Annotated in this window: 16 protein-coding genes and 1 pseudogene; 8 read left to right on the plus strand and 9 right to left on the minus strand. The window is 72.9% G+C overall.

What is annotated here, in order from left to right; translation table 11 throughout:
- The first annotated feature begins 114 nt into the window (after window positions 1-114).
- The 3 genes from argH to MKK60_RS15700 all read left to right on the plus strand — a co-directional run bounded on the left by argH (window position 115) and on the right by MKK60_RS15700 (window position 2723).
- Window positions 115-1506, plus strand: coding sequence for an argininosuccinate lyase (gene argH / locus MKK60_RS15690; protein ID WP_243937027.1), 1392 nt, complete (start codon window positions 115-117; stop codon window positions 1504-1506).
- 95 nt (window positions 1507-1601) lie between these two features.
- Window positions 1602-1886: a hypothetical protein gene (locus MKK60_RS15695; protein ID WP_243987037.1), complete on the plus strand. Its 285-nt coding sequence runs from the start codon at window positions 1602-1604 to the stop codon at window positions 1884-1886.
- Window positions 1887-2036: 150 nt separating this feature from the next.
- A complete protein-coding gene (locus MKK60_RS15700) occupies window positions 2037-2723 on the plus strand; it encodes an invasion associated locus b family protein (protein WP_243938328.1) in 687 nt (228 codons plus the stop codon).
- 54 nt (window positions 2724-2777) lie between these two features.
- On the opposite strand, the gene MKK60_RS15705 is transcribed toward MKK60_RS15700, so the two are convergent.
- Both MKK60_RS15705 and MKK60_RS15710 read right to left on the minus strand, forming a co-directional pair.
- A complete protein-coding gene (locus MKK60_RS15705; RefSeq protein ID WP_243937044.1) occupies window positions 2778-3098 on the minus strand; it encodes a hypothetical protein in 321 nt (106 codons plus the stop codon).
- A 394-nt stretch (window positions 3099-3492) separates the two neighbouring features.
- Window positions 3493-4191, minus strand: coding sequence for an HAD family hydrolase (locus MKK60_RS15710; RefSeq protein ID WP_243951650.1), 699 nt, complete (start codon window positions 4189-4191; stop codon window positions 3493-3495).
- 132 nt (window positions 4192-4323) lie between these two features.
- On the opposite strand from MKK60_RS15710, the gene MKK60_RS15715 reads away from it, so the two are divergent.
- The 3 genes from MKK60_RS15715 to MKK60_RS15725 all read left to right on the plus strand — a co-directional run bounded on the left by MKK60_RS15715 (window position 4324) and on the right by MKK60_RS15725 (window position 6965).
- Window positions 4324-4644, plus strand: coding sequence for a PetM family of cytochrome b6f complex subunit 7 (locus MKK60_RS15715; RefSeq protein ID WP_147728517.1), 321 nt, complete (start codon window positions 4324-4326; stop codon window positions 4642-4644).
- 82 nt (window positions 4645-4726) lie between these two features.
- Window positions 4727-5383, plus strand: coding sequence for a peptide-methionine (S)-S-oxide reductase MsrA (gene msrA, locus MKK60_RS15720; RefSeq protein WP_243987076.1), 657 nt, complete (start codon window positions 4727-4729; stop codon window positions 5381-5383).
- A gap of 457 nt (window positions 5384-5840) precedes the next feature.
- Window positions 5841-6965, plus strand: coding sequence for an acyltransferase (locus tag MKK60_RS15725; RefSeq protein WP_147844088.1), 1125 nt, complete (start codon window positions 5841-5843; stop codon window positions 6963-6965).
- 99 nt (window positions 6966-7064) lie between these two features.
- On the opposite strand, the gene MKK60_RS15730 is transcribed toward MKK60_RS15725, so the two are convergent.
- The 5 genes from MKK60_RS15730 to MKK60_RS15750 form a co-directional block, all read right to left on the minus strand.
- Window positions 7065-8225: an acetyl-CoA C-acyltransferase gene (locus tag MKK60_RS15730; RefSeq protein WP_243938322.1), complete on the minus strand. Its 1161-nt coding sequence runs from the start codon at window positions 8223-8225 to the stop codon at window positions 7065-7067.
- A gap of 282 nt (window positions 8226-8507) precedes the next feature.
- Window positions 8508-8816: a hypothetical protein gene (locus tag MKK60_RS15735; protein ID WP_243987040.1), complete on the minus strand. Its 309-nt coding sequence runs from the start codon at window positions 8814-8816 to the stop codon at window positions 8508-8510.
- A gap of 185 nt (window positions 8817-9001) precedes the next feature.
- On the minus strand, window positions 9002-10354 hold the full coding sequence (gene accC, locus MKK60_RS15740; protein WP_147729490.1) for an acetyl-CoA carboxylase biotin carboxylase subunit: 1353 nt from the start codon (window positions 10352-10354) through the stop codon (window positions 9002-9004).
- Between the two features lie 57 nt (window positions 10355-10411).
- Window positions 10412-10882 (minus strand): acetyl-CoA carboxylase biotin carboxyl carrier protein, encoded by a 471-nt coding sequence (gene accB, locus MKK60_RS15745; RefSeq protein ID WP_243937055.1) that lies wholly within the window; start codon window positions 10880-10882, stop codon window positions 10412-10414.
- Window positions 10883-11030: 148 nt separating this feature from the next.
- Entirely contained in the window at window positions 11031-11840 is an 810-nt protein-coding gene (locus tag MKK60_RS15750; RefSeq protein WP_409567410.1) for a DsbA family protein, read from the minus strand.
- 140 nt (window positions 11841-11980) lie between these two features.
- On the opposite strand from MKK60_RS15750, the gene MKK60_RS15755 reads away from it, so the two are divergent.
- Together MKK60_RS15755 and MKK60_RS15760 are read left to right on the plus strand one after the other, a co-directional pair.
- Window positions 11981-12637, plus strand: coding sequence for a DUF1345 domain-containing protein (locus tag MKK60_RS15755; protein WP_243951655.1), 657 nt, complete (start codon window positions 11981-11983; stop codon window positions 12635-12637).
- A 70-nt stretch (window positions 12638-12707) separates the two neighbouring features.
- Window positions 12708-13862, plus strand: a complete 1155-nt coding sequence (locus MKK60_RS15760; RefSeq protein WP_243987048.1) for a pyridoxal phosphate-dependent aminotransferase — start codon at window positions 12708-12710, stop codon at window positions 13860-13862.
- A 20-nt stretch (window positions 13863-13882) separates the two neighbouring features.
- Here MKK60_RS15760 and MKK60_RS15765 read toward each other — a convergent pair whose 3' ends face one another.
- Window positions 13883-15145 carry a methyl-accepting chemotaxis protein gene (locus MKK60_RS15765; RefSeq protein ID WP_243987050.1) on the minus strand — a complete coding sequence of 421 codons (1263 nt, stop codon included), beginning with the start codon at window positions 15143-15145 and terminating at the stop codon, window positions 13883-13885.
- A gap of 284 nt (window positions 15146-15429) precedes the next feature.
- Window positions 15430-15962, minus strand: a pseudogene (locus MKK60_RS15770) (ribonuclease E/G); the annotation flags it as partial.

The following is a 15962-nucleotide window of genomic DNA, read 5'->3' on the forward strand; positions in this document are numbered from 1 at the left end:
CGGCGGATGCCGGCGCGCGTGAAGAGAATGCGACCACACGAGAGGCGGGCGCATTCCCCGTGATCGCGGGATCACGGGGAATGCTCGAGCGCGAGCGGAAGGATCGGGAAGACCATGAGCAACCGGATGTGGGGCGGACGCTTCGCGAGCGGCCCCGCCGAGATCATGGAGGAGATCAACGCCTCCATCGGATTCGACAAGCGCCTCGCCCCCCAGGACATCCGCGGCTCGCTGGCGCATGTCGCGATGCTGGGCGCCCAGGGCATCCTGCCGGCCGACGATGTGGCAGCCATCGAGGGCGGCCTCAAGGCCGTGCAGGCGGAGATCGAGTCCGGCGGCTTCGTGTTCAAGCGCGAGCTCGAGGACATCCACATGTCGGTCGAGAGCCGGCTGACCGAGATCGTCGGCCCGGCCGCCGGGCGCCTGCACACCGCGCGCTCGCGCAACGACCAGGTCGCCACCGACATGAAGCTGTGGGTGCGCGACACCCTCGACAACCTCGACGCGCAGGCCGCCGGGCTGCAGCGGGCGCTGGCGGAGAAGGCGCTGGCCCATGCCGGCACGGTGATGCCGGGCTTCACCCACCTGCAATCGGCCCAGCCGGTCACCTTCGGGCACCATTGCCTCGCCTATGTCGAGATGCTGGCGCGCGACCGCGGCCGTTTTCGCGATGCGCGCGCCCGGCTCAACGAGTGCCCGCTGGGCGCGGCCGCGCTCGCCGGCACCTCGTTCCCGATCGACCGGCACGCCACGGCCGCGGCGCTGGGCTTCGACCGCCCGACGGCGAACTCGCTCGACTCCGTCGCCGACCGCGACTTCGCCCTCGAATCGCTCTCGGCCGCCTCGATCTGCGCGATCCACCTCTCGCGCTTCGCCGAGGAGCTGGTGGTGTGGACCTCGGCGCAGTTCGACTTCGTCAAGCTGTCGGACGGGTACACCACCGGCTCGTCGATCATGCCGCAGAAGCGCAACCCCGACGCGGCGGAGCTGGTGCGGGCCAAGAGCGGGCGCATCGTCGGCGCGCTGATGGGCCTGCTCACGGTGATGAAGGGCCTGCCGCTGGCCTATTCGAAGGACATGCAGGAGGACAAGGAGGGCACCTTCGACGCGCTGCAGGCGCTGTCGCTGTGCCTGGCCGCGATGACCGGCATGGTCCGCGACCTCGAGCCGAACGCGGAGGTCCTCGCGCGGGCCGCGGGCTCCGGCTACAGCACCGCGACCGACCTCGCCGACTGGCTGGTGCGCGAGCTCGGGCTGCCGTTCCGCCAGGCGCACCACGTCACCGGCCGCCTCGTCGGCATGGCCTCGGCCAAGGGCGTCGGGCTGGAGGCGCTGTCGCTGCCCGAGATGCAGGAGGCGGAGCCGCAGATCACGCAAGCGGTCTACGCGGTGCTGGGCGTCGCGAACTCGGTGGCGAGCCGGGTCAGCTTCGGCGGCACCGCCCCGGCCAACGTCCGCGCGCAGGCCGAGGGCTGGCTCGCGCGGCTCGCGGAGCCGGCTGCCTGAAAATGGTGCACAGCAACCGAAAGCCGCCTGGCGCGTTCACGGTCTAGCTAGGTAAGCCCTGCTACAGCGGCGCAAGCGCATCGGAGACCGCGAGCATGCCCGTCGAGAGTTGGACGAAGCCGGAAGAGACCCCGGCACTCGCCGCCACCGCCACCGCGATGATCGACGCGGCCCTCGTCGGCTCCGGCCTCGCGCGCGACGCCTACTGGGCCGCCGTGCGCAAGGGCTACAACACGCCCTACAACGATCCCCAGCCCAAGCCGGCCCCCGCGCCGACCGCGCCGCAACCCCCGGTTCGGATCGACCTCGGCGAGGCGCCGGCTCTGCCGGTCGCGGCGATGGCGGCCCAGAACGCCGCCACTGAGATCCACGCCGGCTGACGGCGCCGGGCGGCGCCGATCCGGGCGGCCCGAGACCCCATCTTGCCGAAGCGGCGCGCAGGCTTCATGACTCCCGCGTCCGGTGCCGGTGTCGCGCCGACCGAGCCCTCGGCGCGCCCGGCGCGCCGGCCAGCCGACCGGGAAGTGACGATGCGTTCAGCCCTCTGCCTGCTCCCGCTCGGCGCGCTCGCGCTGACGTGCCTGCTGCCCGCCGGCAGCGCACCGACGGTTGCGCGGCTGCTCGGGATCTCGGCGGCCTCGGCGCAGGACGCGGAGGCGCCGGCCGCCGCCTCCCACCGCCGCCGCCGGGGCGGCCGCGAGCGGACGCCGAAGGAAGCGCCGACGCCGCCCGGCATGCAGCAGGCGACGCCGGTGGCGATCTTCGGCGACTGGAACGTGTTCGCCAGCGGCCAGGGCAAGACCCGCCTGTGCTACGCCATCGCCCAGCCGCAGACCCGCTCGCCGGCGACGCTCAAGCGCGACACCGCCTACCTGTTCGTCACCGTGCGCAAGGGCGAGAACGTCCAGAACGAGATCGCGGTGATGCTCGGCTTCCCGTCCAAGCCCGCGGCCGCACAGGCCAGGCCCGGTGCCGCCGCCGCCCCGAGCGACCCGGCGATCACCCTGGGCAGCGCCCGCTACGGCCTCGTGGTGAAGGACGGCAACGCCTGGCTCCAGAACCCCTCGGAGGAGGCCCGCGTCGTCTCCGAGATGAGCGGCCGGGTGCCCAAGCTCTTGGTCAAGACCATCTCGATGCGCGGCCGGCCGACCAGCGACGAGTACGCGCTGGCCGGCTTCGGCGAGGCGATGAAGCGCACCCGCGAGGAGTGCAAGTAAGGGGGGATCCTCCCTCCCCCCCTGAAGCGGGGAGGGAGAGAAGGGTAGCCCCCCTCAGACCGCGGCCGGCCTGCCCCCGCCCGGTCGGGCGCCCGACACCCGGGTGCGGGCTCGGAACCGCTCGCGGGCGGCGCGGGCGGCCTGCTCGGTGCTGCGGAACACCGTGCCGTCGAGCTCGTCGAAGGCACGGGCCGAGGAGAAGAACCGCACCCCGCCGGGCTCGGGCACGGCGATGCCGGCGGCGATCTCGCCCACCTCGATGATCCGGGTCGGCGGCGGCTCCGCGTGCAGGCGGTTGCGGGCGCGCTGGGTCAGGTGGTCGGCGAACAGGTCGTGCGTCGGGGCGGCCTGCGCGGCCGGATGAAGCTGTGGCATGACGGATGTCTCCCGGGGCCGGTCGCGATGCCGGCGGTGCTGGGCGGTCGGATCGTCTGTCGGCGCGCGAACGTCAGCCGCGACAGCAACCACGAGGCCGGCGCATACGCGCGCCGTGCACGGGGAGAGCGGGGGTCGAGGGGTATCGGATCACGGTAGGAGTCCTCCTGACGTTGAAGGACCGCAGGACGGCGTCGTCCGGCAGTGCTTTAGCGTTTGATGACGCGGCGCAAGCGATGCTCCTCAAATCACCGCGGTCGGCGATGCTTGGCATCGCCCGACCTCGCTAAGATGGAGATTTGCCGGCGCGGCGTCAAAGGAAGCCGTTTCCGTTTTTTTGCAGTTTTCGGACACAAACCCGCGCCGCCGTCCCGGGCGGCAGCCCGATCCTGCCTCAGCCCTGCGCGCCGATCGCCGCCAGGCTCGCGGCGAGGTCGCGGTGGTCGCGATAGACCCGCGCGGCCCCGGCCGCGAGCAGGTCGGCCCCGTCGCGGTCGTGGCCCCAATGGCCGCCGCCGGTGAAGCCGAGCACCCGCATCCCGGCCGCCCGCGCGGCGGTGACGCCGGGCACGCTGTCCTCGATCACCAGGCAGGCGTCGGGCGAGACCCCCATCCGGGCGGCGGCGTGCAGGAACAGGTCGGGAAACGGCTTGCCGCGGGCGACCTCGACCGCCGAGTAGATCCGCCCGTCGAACAGCGGCAGCAGGCCGGTGAGGCCGAGCGAGTGGCGCAGCCGCACGGGATCGCTGCTCGAGGCGACGCAGGTCGGCAGCGAGAGGGCGGCCACCGCCTCGGCGATCCCGGCCATGGCGCGCAGCTCCGCGTCGAAGATCGCCAGGGTCTCGGCCTTCACCGCCGCGACGAACCCATCGGGCGCCGTGACGCCGTAGTCGCGCGCGACGTGGCCCATGATCGAGGCCATGGAGGTGCCGGCGAAGCGCGCCCGCACGGTCTCGACGTCGATCGCGACGCCGATGCGGTTGAGCCCGGCGGTGAGGCAGGCGAGGCTCAGGGGCTCGCTGTCCACCAGAACGCCGTCGCAATCGAAGATGACGAGGGCCGGCGGCACCGGGGCCTGTACGCGGATGGTCACGGGTGGTCGGTTCCTGTCGCCGGGGCCGCCCCTGTGGCACGGCGGGCGCGGGCGCGGCAACCGCTTGCGCGGCGGGGGCGGGGCTCGTACGCCCTCCGGACCGGCCGACGCGCGTGCTCCCGAGACCCGACGATGTTCCGTTTCCTCCTGCGCCTCCTCGGCTTCGTGCTGCTGGCCGGCGGCTTCGTGGCCCTGGTCTACGACGGCGCCCGCTCGGTCGCCAACAACGGCCTGCGGATCACACCGCTGAGCGAATTGCTGTTCACGCTGTTCAAGGACAAGGCGAGCGCGCTCCAGGCCACGGTCGAGGGCGTGGCGCCGTGGCTGTGGAACCTCGCGGTGCTGCCGCTCACCCTGGCGCCGGCCTCGCTGCTCGGCCTCGGCCTCGGCGCGGTGCTGCTCTGGCTCGGGCAGCCGGCGCGCGAGCCGATCGGGTTCCTCACGCGCTCCTGAGGCGACCGGCCGCTTCATCAACCGGGCGGGCGACCCCATATACGGGTTTGACGCGAACCCGCCGCCCGAAGGATGCCCGATGCTGCAGATGTTCCGCAAGAAGGCCGAGATGCCGAGCCCGGCCGACGCGCTGCCCGGCCGCCCCGATCCGCTGCCGACCGCCGAGACCCACTTCGTCAACGGCAACCCGCTCAAGGGCCCGTACCCGCCGGGCACCGAGATGATCGGCCTCGGCTTCGGCTGCTTCTGGGGCGCGGAGCGCAAGTTCTGGCAGCTGCCCGCGGGCGTGTTCGTCACGGCGGTGGGCTACCAGGGCGGGTACACCCCGAACCCGACCTACGAGGAGGTCTGCTCCGGCCGCACCGGGCACAACGAGGTCGTGCTGGTCGCCTTCGATCCGGCGGTGCTGCCGCTCGAATCCGTGCTCAAGACCTTTTTCGAGAGCCACGACCCGACGCAAGGGTACCGCCAGGGCAACGACGTCGGCACGCAGTACCGGTCCGGCATCTACCTCACCGATCCCGCGCAGGAGGCGACGGCCAAGGCCGTGCGCTCGGCCTACGCCGCCGCGCTGAAGGCCCGCGGCTTCCCGGACGTCACCACCGAGATCGTCTCCGGCCAGATCTTCTACTTCGCCGAGGCCTACCACCAGCAGTACCTGGCCAAGAACCCGGCCGGCTATTGCGGCCTCGGCGGCACGGGCGTCGCCTGCCCGATCGGGACCGGCGTGGCGGCCTAGCCTCCCGCAAACGCTAGCGGCCGAACGCGGACCGCGCATCGCGTTCGGCTCCGGTCGCCGCCGACCCCGCCTCGCAGGGCCGCGGCCGCGAGGCGGGCGCTCCGCCAAGCCGGCGTCCTCGGGCGACGAAGCCTTGCGTTGACGATGCCGCGCGGACCTTCGCCCGACGGCCGGGCTCCCCGATCGAGGACGACCGCTCCGGCGTTCGATCGGACCTCGGGCTCGATGTGCGTCTCTGGTCGGATCCGGTTCGCCTTCCTGCCTGCCTCGAGAATCCCGCCTCAGGTGTCTTGCGCCGATCCACGGCGGATCCTGCCGATCGTCGAGCCTCCGCGGAGCACCCGTCGCGTCGCCGGCCGGCCTTTAACCAAGCCCTTCGAAGCGGCTTGTCGAGACTCGGACCGCCTGCAATCGTCGCCGCGCCCTGCATCCGAGGGCGAACGCGATCGATGCCGTCATGCGCCGCCTCCACTGCATCGATTCGATCCGCGGCTTAGCCGCCTTGGCGGTGATCTACGCCCATACCGTCGAATTCGGTCTCAGGGCTCAGCTCGGGCCGTCTCCGCTGGAGCGAGACCTGCTCGGGCACCTGACCGCGTATCTCGACGTCGGCAAGATCGCGGTCACGCTGTTCTTCGCCGTCTCCGGCTTCGTCGTCCCGTTCTCGCTCTTCAAGCCGAGCCGCCGACCGGTCCTGGCCTTCGCCGTCTCGCGGTTCTTCCGCCTCTATCCCGCCTACTGGCTCTCGATCCCGTGCGGCCTGCTCGTCCTGTTCGTGTGGGCCGGCCGCGACGTGCCGAACCTGCTCGTGCCGGCCAACATGACCATGCTGCAGCAGTTCCTCGGCGTGGAGAACATCATCGGCCTGTATTGGACGCTCCAGATCGAGCTGATCTTCTACGCCATCTGCGTGGGCCTGTTCGTCATCGGTCGCCTCGACGACCGCACGGGTGCCGTGGTCTGCGCGCTCTCGCTCATCGCGGCCGCCGTCGTCCTGGCCGGCCTGCGCTTCCATCTGGAACGCAAGTTCCCCGTGGCGGTGCCGCTCTCGCTCGCCGTGATGTTCTGGGGCCTGTGCCTGCGCTACCATGTCTTCGAGCAGCGGGCGGGCTGGGGCTCCGCATCGGCCCTGGTGACGGCGGCGCTGATCCTCGCCGTGCCACTGGTGTCCGTGCTCGCCTACAATCGCGACATGGGTTTTCACGAGAGCTGGGTGAAGTACGTCATCACCTACTGGCTGGCGATGGCGCTCTTCGCGCTCCTCGGCGTGAAGGTCAGGATCGAAGGACGGGTCTTCGTCGGCCTCGGTGCGATCAGCTATTCGATCTACCTGTTCGGGCCCGTGGTCCAGGTCGTGCTCGAGCACGCGCTGGCGGGATACGAGCCGGTCGTCCCGGTCCACGTCTTCGCCGCGGCGACCGCGCTCGTGACCGTCGGCGTCGCGACGCTGATGTATCGATGGATCGAGAGGCCGGCGATCGCGCTGGGCCGCCACGTCGTGCACCGGTTCGGCGACCGACCCCGCCTCGGGGAATCGGCGGTCGCCGTTGCGGCCGCCCCGAACCGTCGGCTTGCCGGCTAGCACCCTTTTTGCGATCCTCGTATCACGGAACGAGCACCGGCTCATGGCGTGGTCGCATTGTCGTCACGCGAGGCGGTATCCGCCACGCTCGACCCTGCTTCAGGACGTCCGCTCCACCGCGATCGCCGTCGCCTCGCCGCCGCCGATGCAGAGCGCCGCGATGCCGCGACGGCCTCCGGTGCGGGCGAGCGCAGCCAGCAGCGTCACCACGATGCGGGCGCCCGAGGCGCCGATCGGGTGGCCGAGGGCGCAGGCGCCGCCGTGGACGTTGACGCGGTCGGGCTGCAGGTCGAGGTCGCGCATGGCGGCCATGGCCACCACCGCGAAGGCCTCGTTGATCTCGTAGAGGTCGACGTCGCCGGCCCGCCAGCCGACCTTGTCGAGCAGCTTGCCGATCGCGCCGATCGGCGCGGTCGAGAACCAGGCCGGCGCCGCGGCGTGGCTCGCGTGCCCGCGGACGATGCCCAGCGGCGCGACGCCGCCGCGCTCGGCCTGTGACCGGCGCATCAGCACCAGGGCCGCCGCCCCGTCCGAGATCGACGAGGCGTTGGCCGCCGTCACCGTGCCGTCGGGCCGGAAGGCGGGCTTGAGGGTCGGGATCTTCTCGGGCCGGGCCCGGCGCGGGCCCTCGTCGGTCGCGGCCCCGCCGACGGGGACGATCTCGTCGGCGAAGGCGCCCTCCGCCGTCGCGCGGGTGGCGCGGGCCAGCGATTCGAGGGCGTAGGCGTCCTGCGCCTCCCGCGTGAACTGGTAGGCTTGCGCGGTGTCCTCGGCGAAGGTGCCCATCAGGCGGCCGCGATCGTAGGCGTCCTCCAGCCCGTCCAGGAACATGTGGTCGAGCATGCGCCCGTGGCCGAGGCGCTGGCCGCCCCGCGCCTTGTCGAGGAGGTAGGGCGCGTTCGACATCGATTCCATGCCGCCCGCCACCACGGTCCCGGCCGAGCCCGCCGCGATCATGTCGTGGCCGAGCATCAGCGCCTTCATGCCCGAGCCGCAGACCTTGTTCAGGGTCGCGCACGGGGTCGCCTCGGACAGGCCGGCCCCGAGCGCCGCCTGGCGCGCCGGCGCCTGGCCGAGGCCCGCCGGCAGGACGCAGCCCATCACCACCTCGGACACGCCGTCGGCGGGAAGCCCGGCCCGCGCCACCGCCGCGCGGATCGCCGCGGCGCCGAGCTCCGGGGCCGCCACCCGCGCCAGCTCCCCCTGGAACGCGCCCATCGGCGTGCGCGCCGCCCCCGCGATCACGATCGGATCGGACATCGTCGCCTCCCGTGCCGGCCTTCGCCTGATGCGGCCATTCCAGTCCGGCGGCGGTGGGATGTCCAGCCTGGGTGGTGCGGCGGGCTTGCGCTGCCCACCGCGCCGGCCGTCATGCGTCCGCGTCGCGGCCGGAAACAACGCAGGTCCCCTCTCCCGTGCGGGAGAGGGGGCCGGTCGGCGCCTCGAACGATCTGTCCGGGTCGCCGCAGCGAAGGACGGGAAAACGAAAAGGCCGGCTCCCTTCCGGGAACCGGCCTCGCGATTCGCGACGGGCGGAGCGAATCAGCGGGCGGGGCCGCCCGAGGTGGCGCCGGCGTTGGGGGCCATCTTGTTGGTCTGGTCGGCGTTGCCGCCCTTGGCGGAGTCGACGGCACCGGCGCCGGGGGTCGCGCCCATCTCGCCGGCCGGGCGGGTGGCGGTGCTGCCGGTGGTCATCGCGCCGCCGGCGCCGGGTGCCGTGTCGCGCGGGCCGCCGGTGGTCTGGCCGGCCTGGGGCATGGCGCGCGAGGGCTGGCCGACGTTGCCGGCATCCTGGGCGAGGGCGGGGCCGGAGATCAGGGCGCCGACGAGGGCGAGGGATGCGAGGCGCATGGAGATCCGTTTCGATGGCGTGCGATGGGACCGAGCAACGGGCGGCGGGCGCTTCCGTTCCGGTTCCCCCGGCCGACGCCCCGCATCGAATCCGGATGATCCCCGCGGGATCCTGGATTCGGGCCCGGCTCGAGCCCGCGCGGGCCTGCCGAAGACCGGTTTCGCGCCGATCCGCCGCGACGAGATCAGGCGTCGAGGCCGCCCCCCTCCAGGAAATGCTCGAGCCAGTGGATGTCGTAGGCGCCGTTCTGGACGTCGGGGTTGCGCACCAGGGTGCGGAACAGCGGCAGCGTGGTGTCGACGCCATCGATGACGAACTCGTCGAGCGCCCGGCGCAGGCGCATCAGGCACTCGTTGCGGGTGCGGCCGTGGACGATGAGCTTGCCGATCAGCGAATCGTAGTGCGGCGGCACGCGGTAGCCCTGGAAGGCGGCCGAGTCGACGCGCACGCCGAGGCCGCCGGGCGGGTGGTAGTAGGTGATGAGGCCGGGCGAGGGCCGGAAGGTCGCCGGGTGCTCGGCGTTGATGCGGCACTCGATGGCGTGCCCCTCGACCTTGATGTCGCCCTGCGCCACCGACAGGGCGCCGCCGGCCGCGACCCGGATCTGCTCGATCACGAGGTCGATGCCGGTGATCATCTCGGTGACGGGATGCTCCACCTGGATCCGCGTGTTCATCTCGATGAAGTAGAACCGCCCGTCCTCGTACAGGAACTCGACGGTGCCGGCGCCCAGATAGCCGAGCTTGCGCATCGCGTCGGCGCAGATCTCGCCGATCTCGGCCCGCATCGCCTCGTTGAGCGCGGGCGAGCCGCCCTCCTCCCAGACCTTCTGGTGCCGGCGCTGGAGCGAGCAGTCGCGCTCGGCCAGGTGCACCGCGCCGCCGCGGCCGTCGCCCAGCACCTGCACCTCGATGTGGCGCGGGTTGGTGAGGTACTTCTCCAGGTAGACCGCGTCGTCGCCGAACGCCGCCTTGGCCTCGGAGCGGGCCATGCCGAGCGCTTGGCTCAGCTCGGCTTCCGAGCGCGCCACCTTCATGCCGCGCCCGCCGCCGCCGGCCGCCGCCTTGACCAGCACCGGGTAGCCGATCTCAGCGGCGACGCGCTTGGCCTCCTCCGGGTCCTCGATGCCGCCGTCGGAGCCGGGCACGCACGGGATGCCGAGCTTGAGCGCGGTGCGCTTGGCCTCGATCTTGTCACCCATGATCCGGATGTGCTCGGCCTTGGGGCCGATGAAGCCGATCTCGTGGTGGGCCAGCACCTCGGCGAAGCGCGCGTTCTCCGAGAGGAAGCCGTAGCCGGGATGGACCGCGTCGGCGCCGGTGATCTCGCAGGCCGCGATGATCGAGGGGATGTTGAGGTAGCTGTCGCGGGCGGCCGGCGGGCCGATGCAGACGCTCTCGTCGGCGAGCCGCACGTGCATCGCGTCGGCGTCGGCCGTCGAGTGCACCGCCACGGTCTTGATGCCGAGCTCCTTCGACGCCCGGAGGATGCGAAGCGCGATCTCGCCGCGGTTGGCGATCAGGATCTTGTCGAACATGGCAGGGGCGCTTTCGAGCGGAGGGTGCGCGGTTCGGGTGGGGACAGGCGCGCCCGACTACTCGATGACGATCAGGGCTTCGCCGTACTCGACCGGCTGCCCGTCCTCGACGAAGATCGCGGCCACCGTGCCGGCGCGGGGCGCGACGATCTCGTTGAAGGTCTTCATCGCCTCGATCAGCAGCAGCTTGTCGCCGACCTCGACTCGGGAGCCGACCTCGACGAAGGCCTTCGCCTCGGGCGAGGGGCGCAGGTAGGCGGTGCCGACCATCGGCGACGGCACGGCGCCGGGATGGGTCTTGCCGCGCTCGGGGGCGGCGCCGGGGCCGGGGCTCGGCACGGGCGCAAGCGCCGCCGGGGCCGCCATCGCGGCGGGCGCGGCCACCTGGACGCTCACGGGCTCGATCCGGCGGACGACGCGGATGCGCAGATCCCCCTTCTCGACCTCGATCTCGGACAGGCCGGTCTCGGTGACGAGGTTGGCGAGCTCGCGCACGAGATCGGCATCGATGGGGTCGTGCTTGGACATCGGGCCTGTCTTCTGGGGGCTTGACCTGGGATTGGGGTGACCGCCGCGGCGGCGCCGATCCGCCGGCGCGGCCGCGCGACCGGGGCCCGGATCCCGCGAAGGCGCCGGTCTTAGACGACCGGGCGCGTTCGCGACACCCTTTCTCGCCTCAGCAGGAGGCGTGGCCGCACTGGCGGACGTCGGCGATGGTCTTGCGGATCGGGTCGACGCCGACGGCGCCGGGGATGATCTCGTCGCCGATGATGAAGGCGGGCGTGCCGGACAGGCCGAGCTTGTCGCCGAGGCCGCGGTTCTCGGTGAGCGCCGCCTTCACCTCGGGGCCTTGGGCGTCCTTCTGCAGCCGGGCCACGTCGAGCCCCATCGCCTTGGCGACGTCGAGGGCCTTGGCGCCGTTCGCCCGGCCCTTGGATTCGAGCAGCTTCTGGTGGAACTCGAACAGCTTGTCGCCCTTGAGCTGCTGCTTGGCGGCGAGCGCGATCTGGCTGGCCTCGAGCGATTCCGGGCCGAGCACCGGGAAATCCTTGATCACCACGCGCAGCTTCGGATCGGCCTTGATCAGCGCCTGCACGTCGCCGAGCGCCTTGCGGCAATAGCCGCAATTGTAGTCGAAGAACTCGATCATCGTGACGTCGCCCGCCGGGTTGCCGGCGACGACGTCGTGCGGGCTGTCGAGCAACGCCTTCTGCGATTCCTTGAGCGCGGCGGCCTGGGCCAGGCGCTGGGTCTCGGCCTGGCGCTTCTCGCCCTCGGCGATCGCCTCCTGCAGCACGTCGGGGTTCTTGATCAGGTAGTCCTTGACGATCGCCTCGATCCCGGCGCGCTGCGCATCGGTGAAGGGCGCGGCCGGCGCGGTCTGCGCCCGGGCCGGGAGGCCGAAGGGCATGGCCAAGGGAACGGCCAAGGGGACGGCGAGCAGCAGCGCGCGGCGGGAGGCCGAGAGGAAACGGAAGAGAGGCATACGTCCTCGCTGGGCGGGCGCGGCGGGCGGGCCGGACCGGGGTCTGGCCGGTCCGCTATCGGCCGGGTTAGGCGTTTTCACGGCGGCGGGTCAAATCCCGTCGTGCCCGATCGAAGTTTCTCCCGCGAGGCGTCACGCCGATGATCAATCCCATCCGGGCCTTCCGGCTCCGCCCGCGCCTGCTCGCGGCGTTCGGCATCATGGCCGCGGGCGCGCTGCTGATGCCGGGCGACGACCTCGTCACCCGCCTGCTCGCCGGCTGGTGCGCCGGGATCGTGGCCTACGCGATGCTGATCGTCCACCAATCCACCGGGCAGTCGCGCGACGCCCTGCGCCTGCAGGCGTCGCGCCTCGACGACAGCGCGGCCCTGGTGACGGTGTTCACGCTGCTCGCGGCCGCGGCGAGCTTCGCCGCCGTCGGCGTGCTGGTGCTCGGCGGCAAGGCGAGCGGCGCCGGCAAGGTCTTCGACCTGACGCTCGCCGGGGCGACCGTGCTGTGCACCTGGGCCTTCGTGCAGCTCGTCTTCACGATCCACTACGCCCACGTCTACTACGGCGACGACGCGCCCGGCGAGAGCCGCGGCGGCCTCGACTTCCACGGCGACGACGCCCCCGACTTCTGGGACTTCCTGTACTTCACCGTCACCATCGGCGCGGCGGCGGCCACCTCGGACACCAACATCACCAGCAAGCGCATGCGCCGGATCGCCACCGTGCAGACGGTCTACGCCTACCTGTTCAACACCGGCGTGCTGGCGCTCGCCGTCAACATGGCGGCGGGGTTCGTCGGGCATTGAGGGGGGTTGCGCAGCATCGCCGACCCGTCCGAGGGCTGACCCGCGGCCGCCGCCCGGGTACAAGCATCCGATGATCCCCATCTCCCGCCGTGCCGCCGCCGTCGCGCCCTTCCTCGCCATGGACGTGATGGCCGCCGCCGCCGGGAAGGCGCGCGCCGGCGAGGACGTGGTGCGGATGGAGGTCGGGCAGCCCTCGGCGCCGGCGCCGCGGGCGGTGATCGCCGCCGCGCAGCGCGCGCTCGAGGGCGGCCGGGTGCCCTACACCGAGGCCCTGGGGATGCCGGAGCTGCGCGCGCGCATCGCGCGGGACTACCGCGAGCGTTACGGCGTCGCGGTGGCGCCGGAGCGGGTCGTGGTCACCACCGGCTCGTCGGCCGGCTTCATCCTGGCGTTCCTGAGCCTGTTCGACGCCGGCGCCCGCGTCGGCGTGCCCCAGCCGGGCTACCCGGCCTATCACAACATCCTCGCGGCCCTCGACCTGGTGCCGGTGCCGATGCGGCTCCGCGCGGCCGACCGCTACGCCCCCACCGCCGCGCTGCTGCGGGAGACCCATGCCGCGCACGCCCTCTCGGGCGTTCTGGTGATGAGCCCGGCCAACCCCTCGGGCACGGTGATCGGCGAGGCGGCGCTGGCGGAGCTGTGCGCGGCGGCGCGGGCGCTCGGCCTGCCCTTCGTCTCCGACGAGATCTACCACGGGCTCGGCTACGGCGTGCCGACGACGACCGCCCTGCGGTTCGACCCGGACGCGATCGTGATCAACTCGTTCTCGAAGTACCACTGCATGACCGGCTGGCGCGTCGGCTGGATGGTGGTGCCCGACGCCCTCGTGCGCCCGATCGAGCGGCTGGCCCAGCACCTCTACATCTCGGCGCCCACCCTCTCGCAGGTCGGCGCGCTCGCCGCCTTCGACGCCACCGAGGAGCTCGACGCGGTGCGCGACGGCTACGCCCGCAACCGCGCGATCCTGCTCGACGCGTTCCCGGGCCTCGGCCTCGGGCGGACGCATCCGGTCGACGGCGCGTTCTACCTCTACGCGGACGTGGCCCGCCTCACCAACGACGCCTCCGCCTTCTGCCGGCGGATGCTCCACGAGGCCGGGGTGGCGGCCACCCCCGGCCTCGACTTCGACCGGGAGGCCGGCCACCACCACGTCCGGTTCTCCTTCGCCGGCTCGGAGGCCGAGTGCCGGGAAGCGGTGCGGCGCCTGCGAATCTGGCTGGCGTGAGCGCGGCGCGGACGCCCCGGTCAGGCCGCCAGGACGGCGGCGTCCGCGACCGAGGCGGCGGCCAGCGCCGTCGCGGTCGCCGCCTCGAAGGCCTGGAAGGCGGCGGTCGCAGCGGTCCAGTCCTGCGCCTTCACCCCGGCGCAGAGGGCAGCCGCGCGGGCGGCGGCATCGGCGACGCCGGCGCGGACGCCGGCGGGCAGGATCGGATCGACGGTGATCGTCATCATGCCGGTATGCGGCACCGCGCCGATCAGCACCGAGGCGAGGCGGCGCTTCCAGGCGGCGCAGTCGGCCGGCAGGCGGGCGAGGGCGAGGGTGAGCGGGTCGCCGTCCATGCGGTCGAGCAGGGTGCGGCTCATCGCTTCGAGCGCCTCGAGCTGGCCGATCGCGTCCTGGATCTCGCCGCGGGACTTCTCGGTGCCGGCGGCGATCCGGCCGACATTGGTCGCGATCTCGCCGGTGGCGAGGATCTGCTGCTCCATCACCTCGGCCATCGCCCGCATCTCCGAGGCGGCCTCGGCGACCGCCGCGCTCTCCGCCTCGACGCGGGCGTTGGCGCGGTCCATCACCTCGGAACCCGCCGCGACCGCGGCGCGGCTGTGGCCGACCGCGGCGTGCATCGCCGACAGCTCGGTCTGGAGCGCGGAGAGCCGCGCGCGGATCTCGTCGGTGGCGCGGGCGGTCTGGCCCGACAGCGCCTTCACCTCGCCGGCGACGACGGCGAAGCCCCGCCCCGCCTCGCCGGCGCGCGCCGCCTCGATGGTGGCGTTGAGCGCCAGCAGGTTGGTCTGGGCCGAGATCGAGGCGATCGCGGTCGCCATCTCCTCGATCCGCCGCGCGGCCGCCGCGAAGCCTTCGAGGCGCCCGCCGATCTCGGACGTGCCGACCTGGATCTCCTGCATCCGCTCGCCGGCCTGGCGCATGTCGGCCGCGCAGACCACGATGCCCTCGCGCGCACGCTCGGCCGTCTCGGCCGAGGTCTGCGAGCGGGCGGCGATCTCGCTGGTCGAGGCGGCCAGTTCCTCGCTCGCCGCCGCGATCAGCTGGGCCTGGTCGGCGACCTGGGCGGAATCGTGGGTGAGCCAGCCGATCGAGGTCCCGGCCGAGGAGGCCGCGGCCGACAGGCGCCCGGGCAGCCGCAACGTCTCGGGGTCGGCCGGCGGCGCGACCGGCGCGGGGGCCTCGTCGGCGACGCGGTCGAGGACGGCGGGGGCAACGCTGGCGGGAGCGACTACCGAAAGGGCCGGCCTTTCAGTCCTGGCTTTGCGGAAGTAGCTCAACATCGATTGTGTCCCCTGCCGTAAAGCTTCAACCTAAGATGGAATAGGTCAATAAGGGGTTTAGACCGGGCGCGTTTGCTCGGTGAGCGGCCGACATTCGGCTGTTCCCGGGACCTCGACCCGTTGCCGTGGGCCGCGGGGACCGCCCGGCGCGACCGGCGGCGGCGGACGCAGGAACGGCGCTCCACCCGGCCGCCAGCGGCCGATACATGTCCATGCCCCTAAAAATTCGGCTCACGACACGGGGTGTCGTGAGCCGGATCCGGTTCAGCCTGTCTCGCGCAGGCTCATTCGCCGGTGAGCGCCGCCTTGGTGCGCGACCACCAGCCGGCCCGCTTCGGCCGGTCGGGATCGGACGGCTCGCTGAGCACCACCGCCACCGGCTCCGGAGCCCGTGCGGGGGCTGCGGGCGCGGGCTCCTCGGCGGCGGCCGGCTCGGGGGAAGGCTGCGCCGGGGCTTCGGCGGGCGCCGCCTCCACCGGGCTCGAGACCGGCAGCTCGACCGCGGTCTCGACGGGCGGCACGGCCGCGGCGATCGCCTCGGCGACGGCCTCGGCGCTCACCGGCTGCTCCGGCTGCAGCTCGGCGATCGGATCGCCGGCCTCGTCGGGCGACGCGTCGGCTTCGAACGCGGCGCCTTCGGACAGGGGGGACTCGAACAGCGTGGCCTCGCCGCCGTCCCGGCCGCGGCCCTCGGCGCGGCCGCGGCCGCCCCGACGTCCCCGGCGCCAGCGGCGGCCGCCGGCATCCTCCTCGCCGTCCGCCGGCGCCGCGGACTCGCGGGCCTGCCCCTCGGCCGGCCCGGCGTCGCCGCCCCTCC

It is taken from the genome of Methylobacterium sp. J-092 (assembly GCF_022829325.1).
GTDB lineage: Bacteria > Pseudomonadota > Alphaproteobacteria > Rhizobiales > Beijerinckiaceae > Methylobacterium.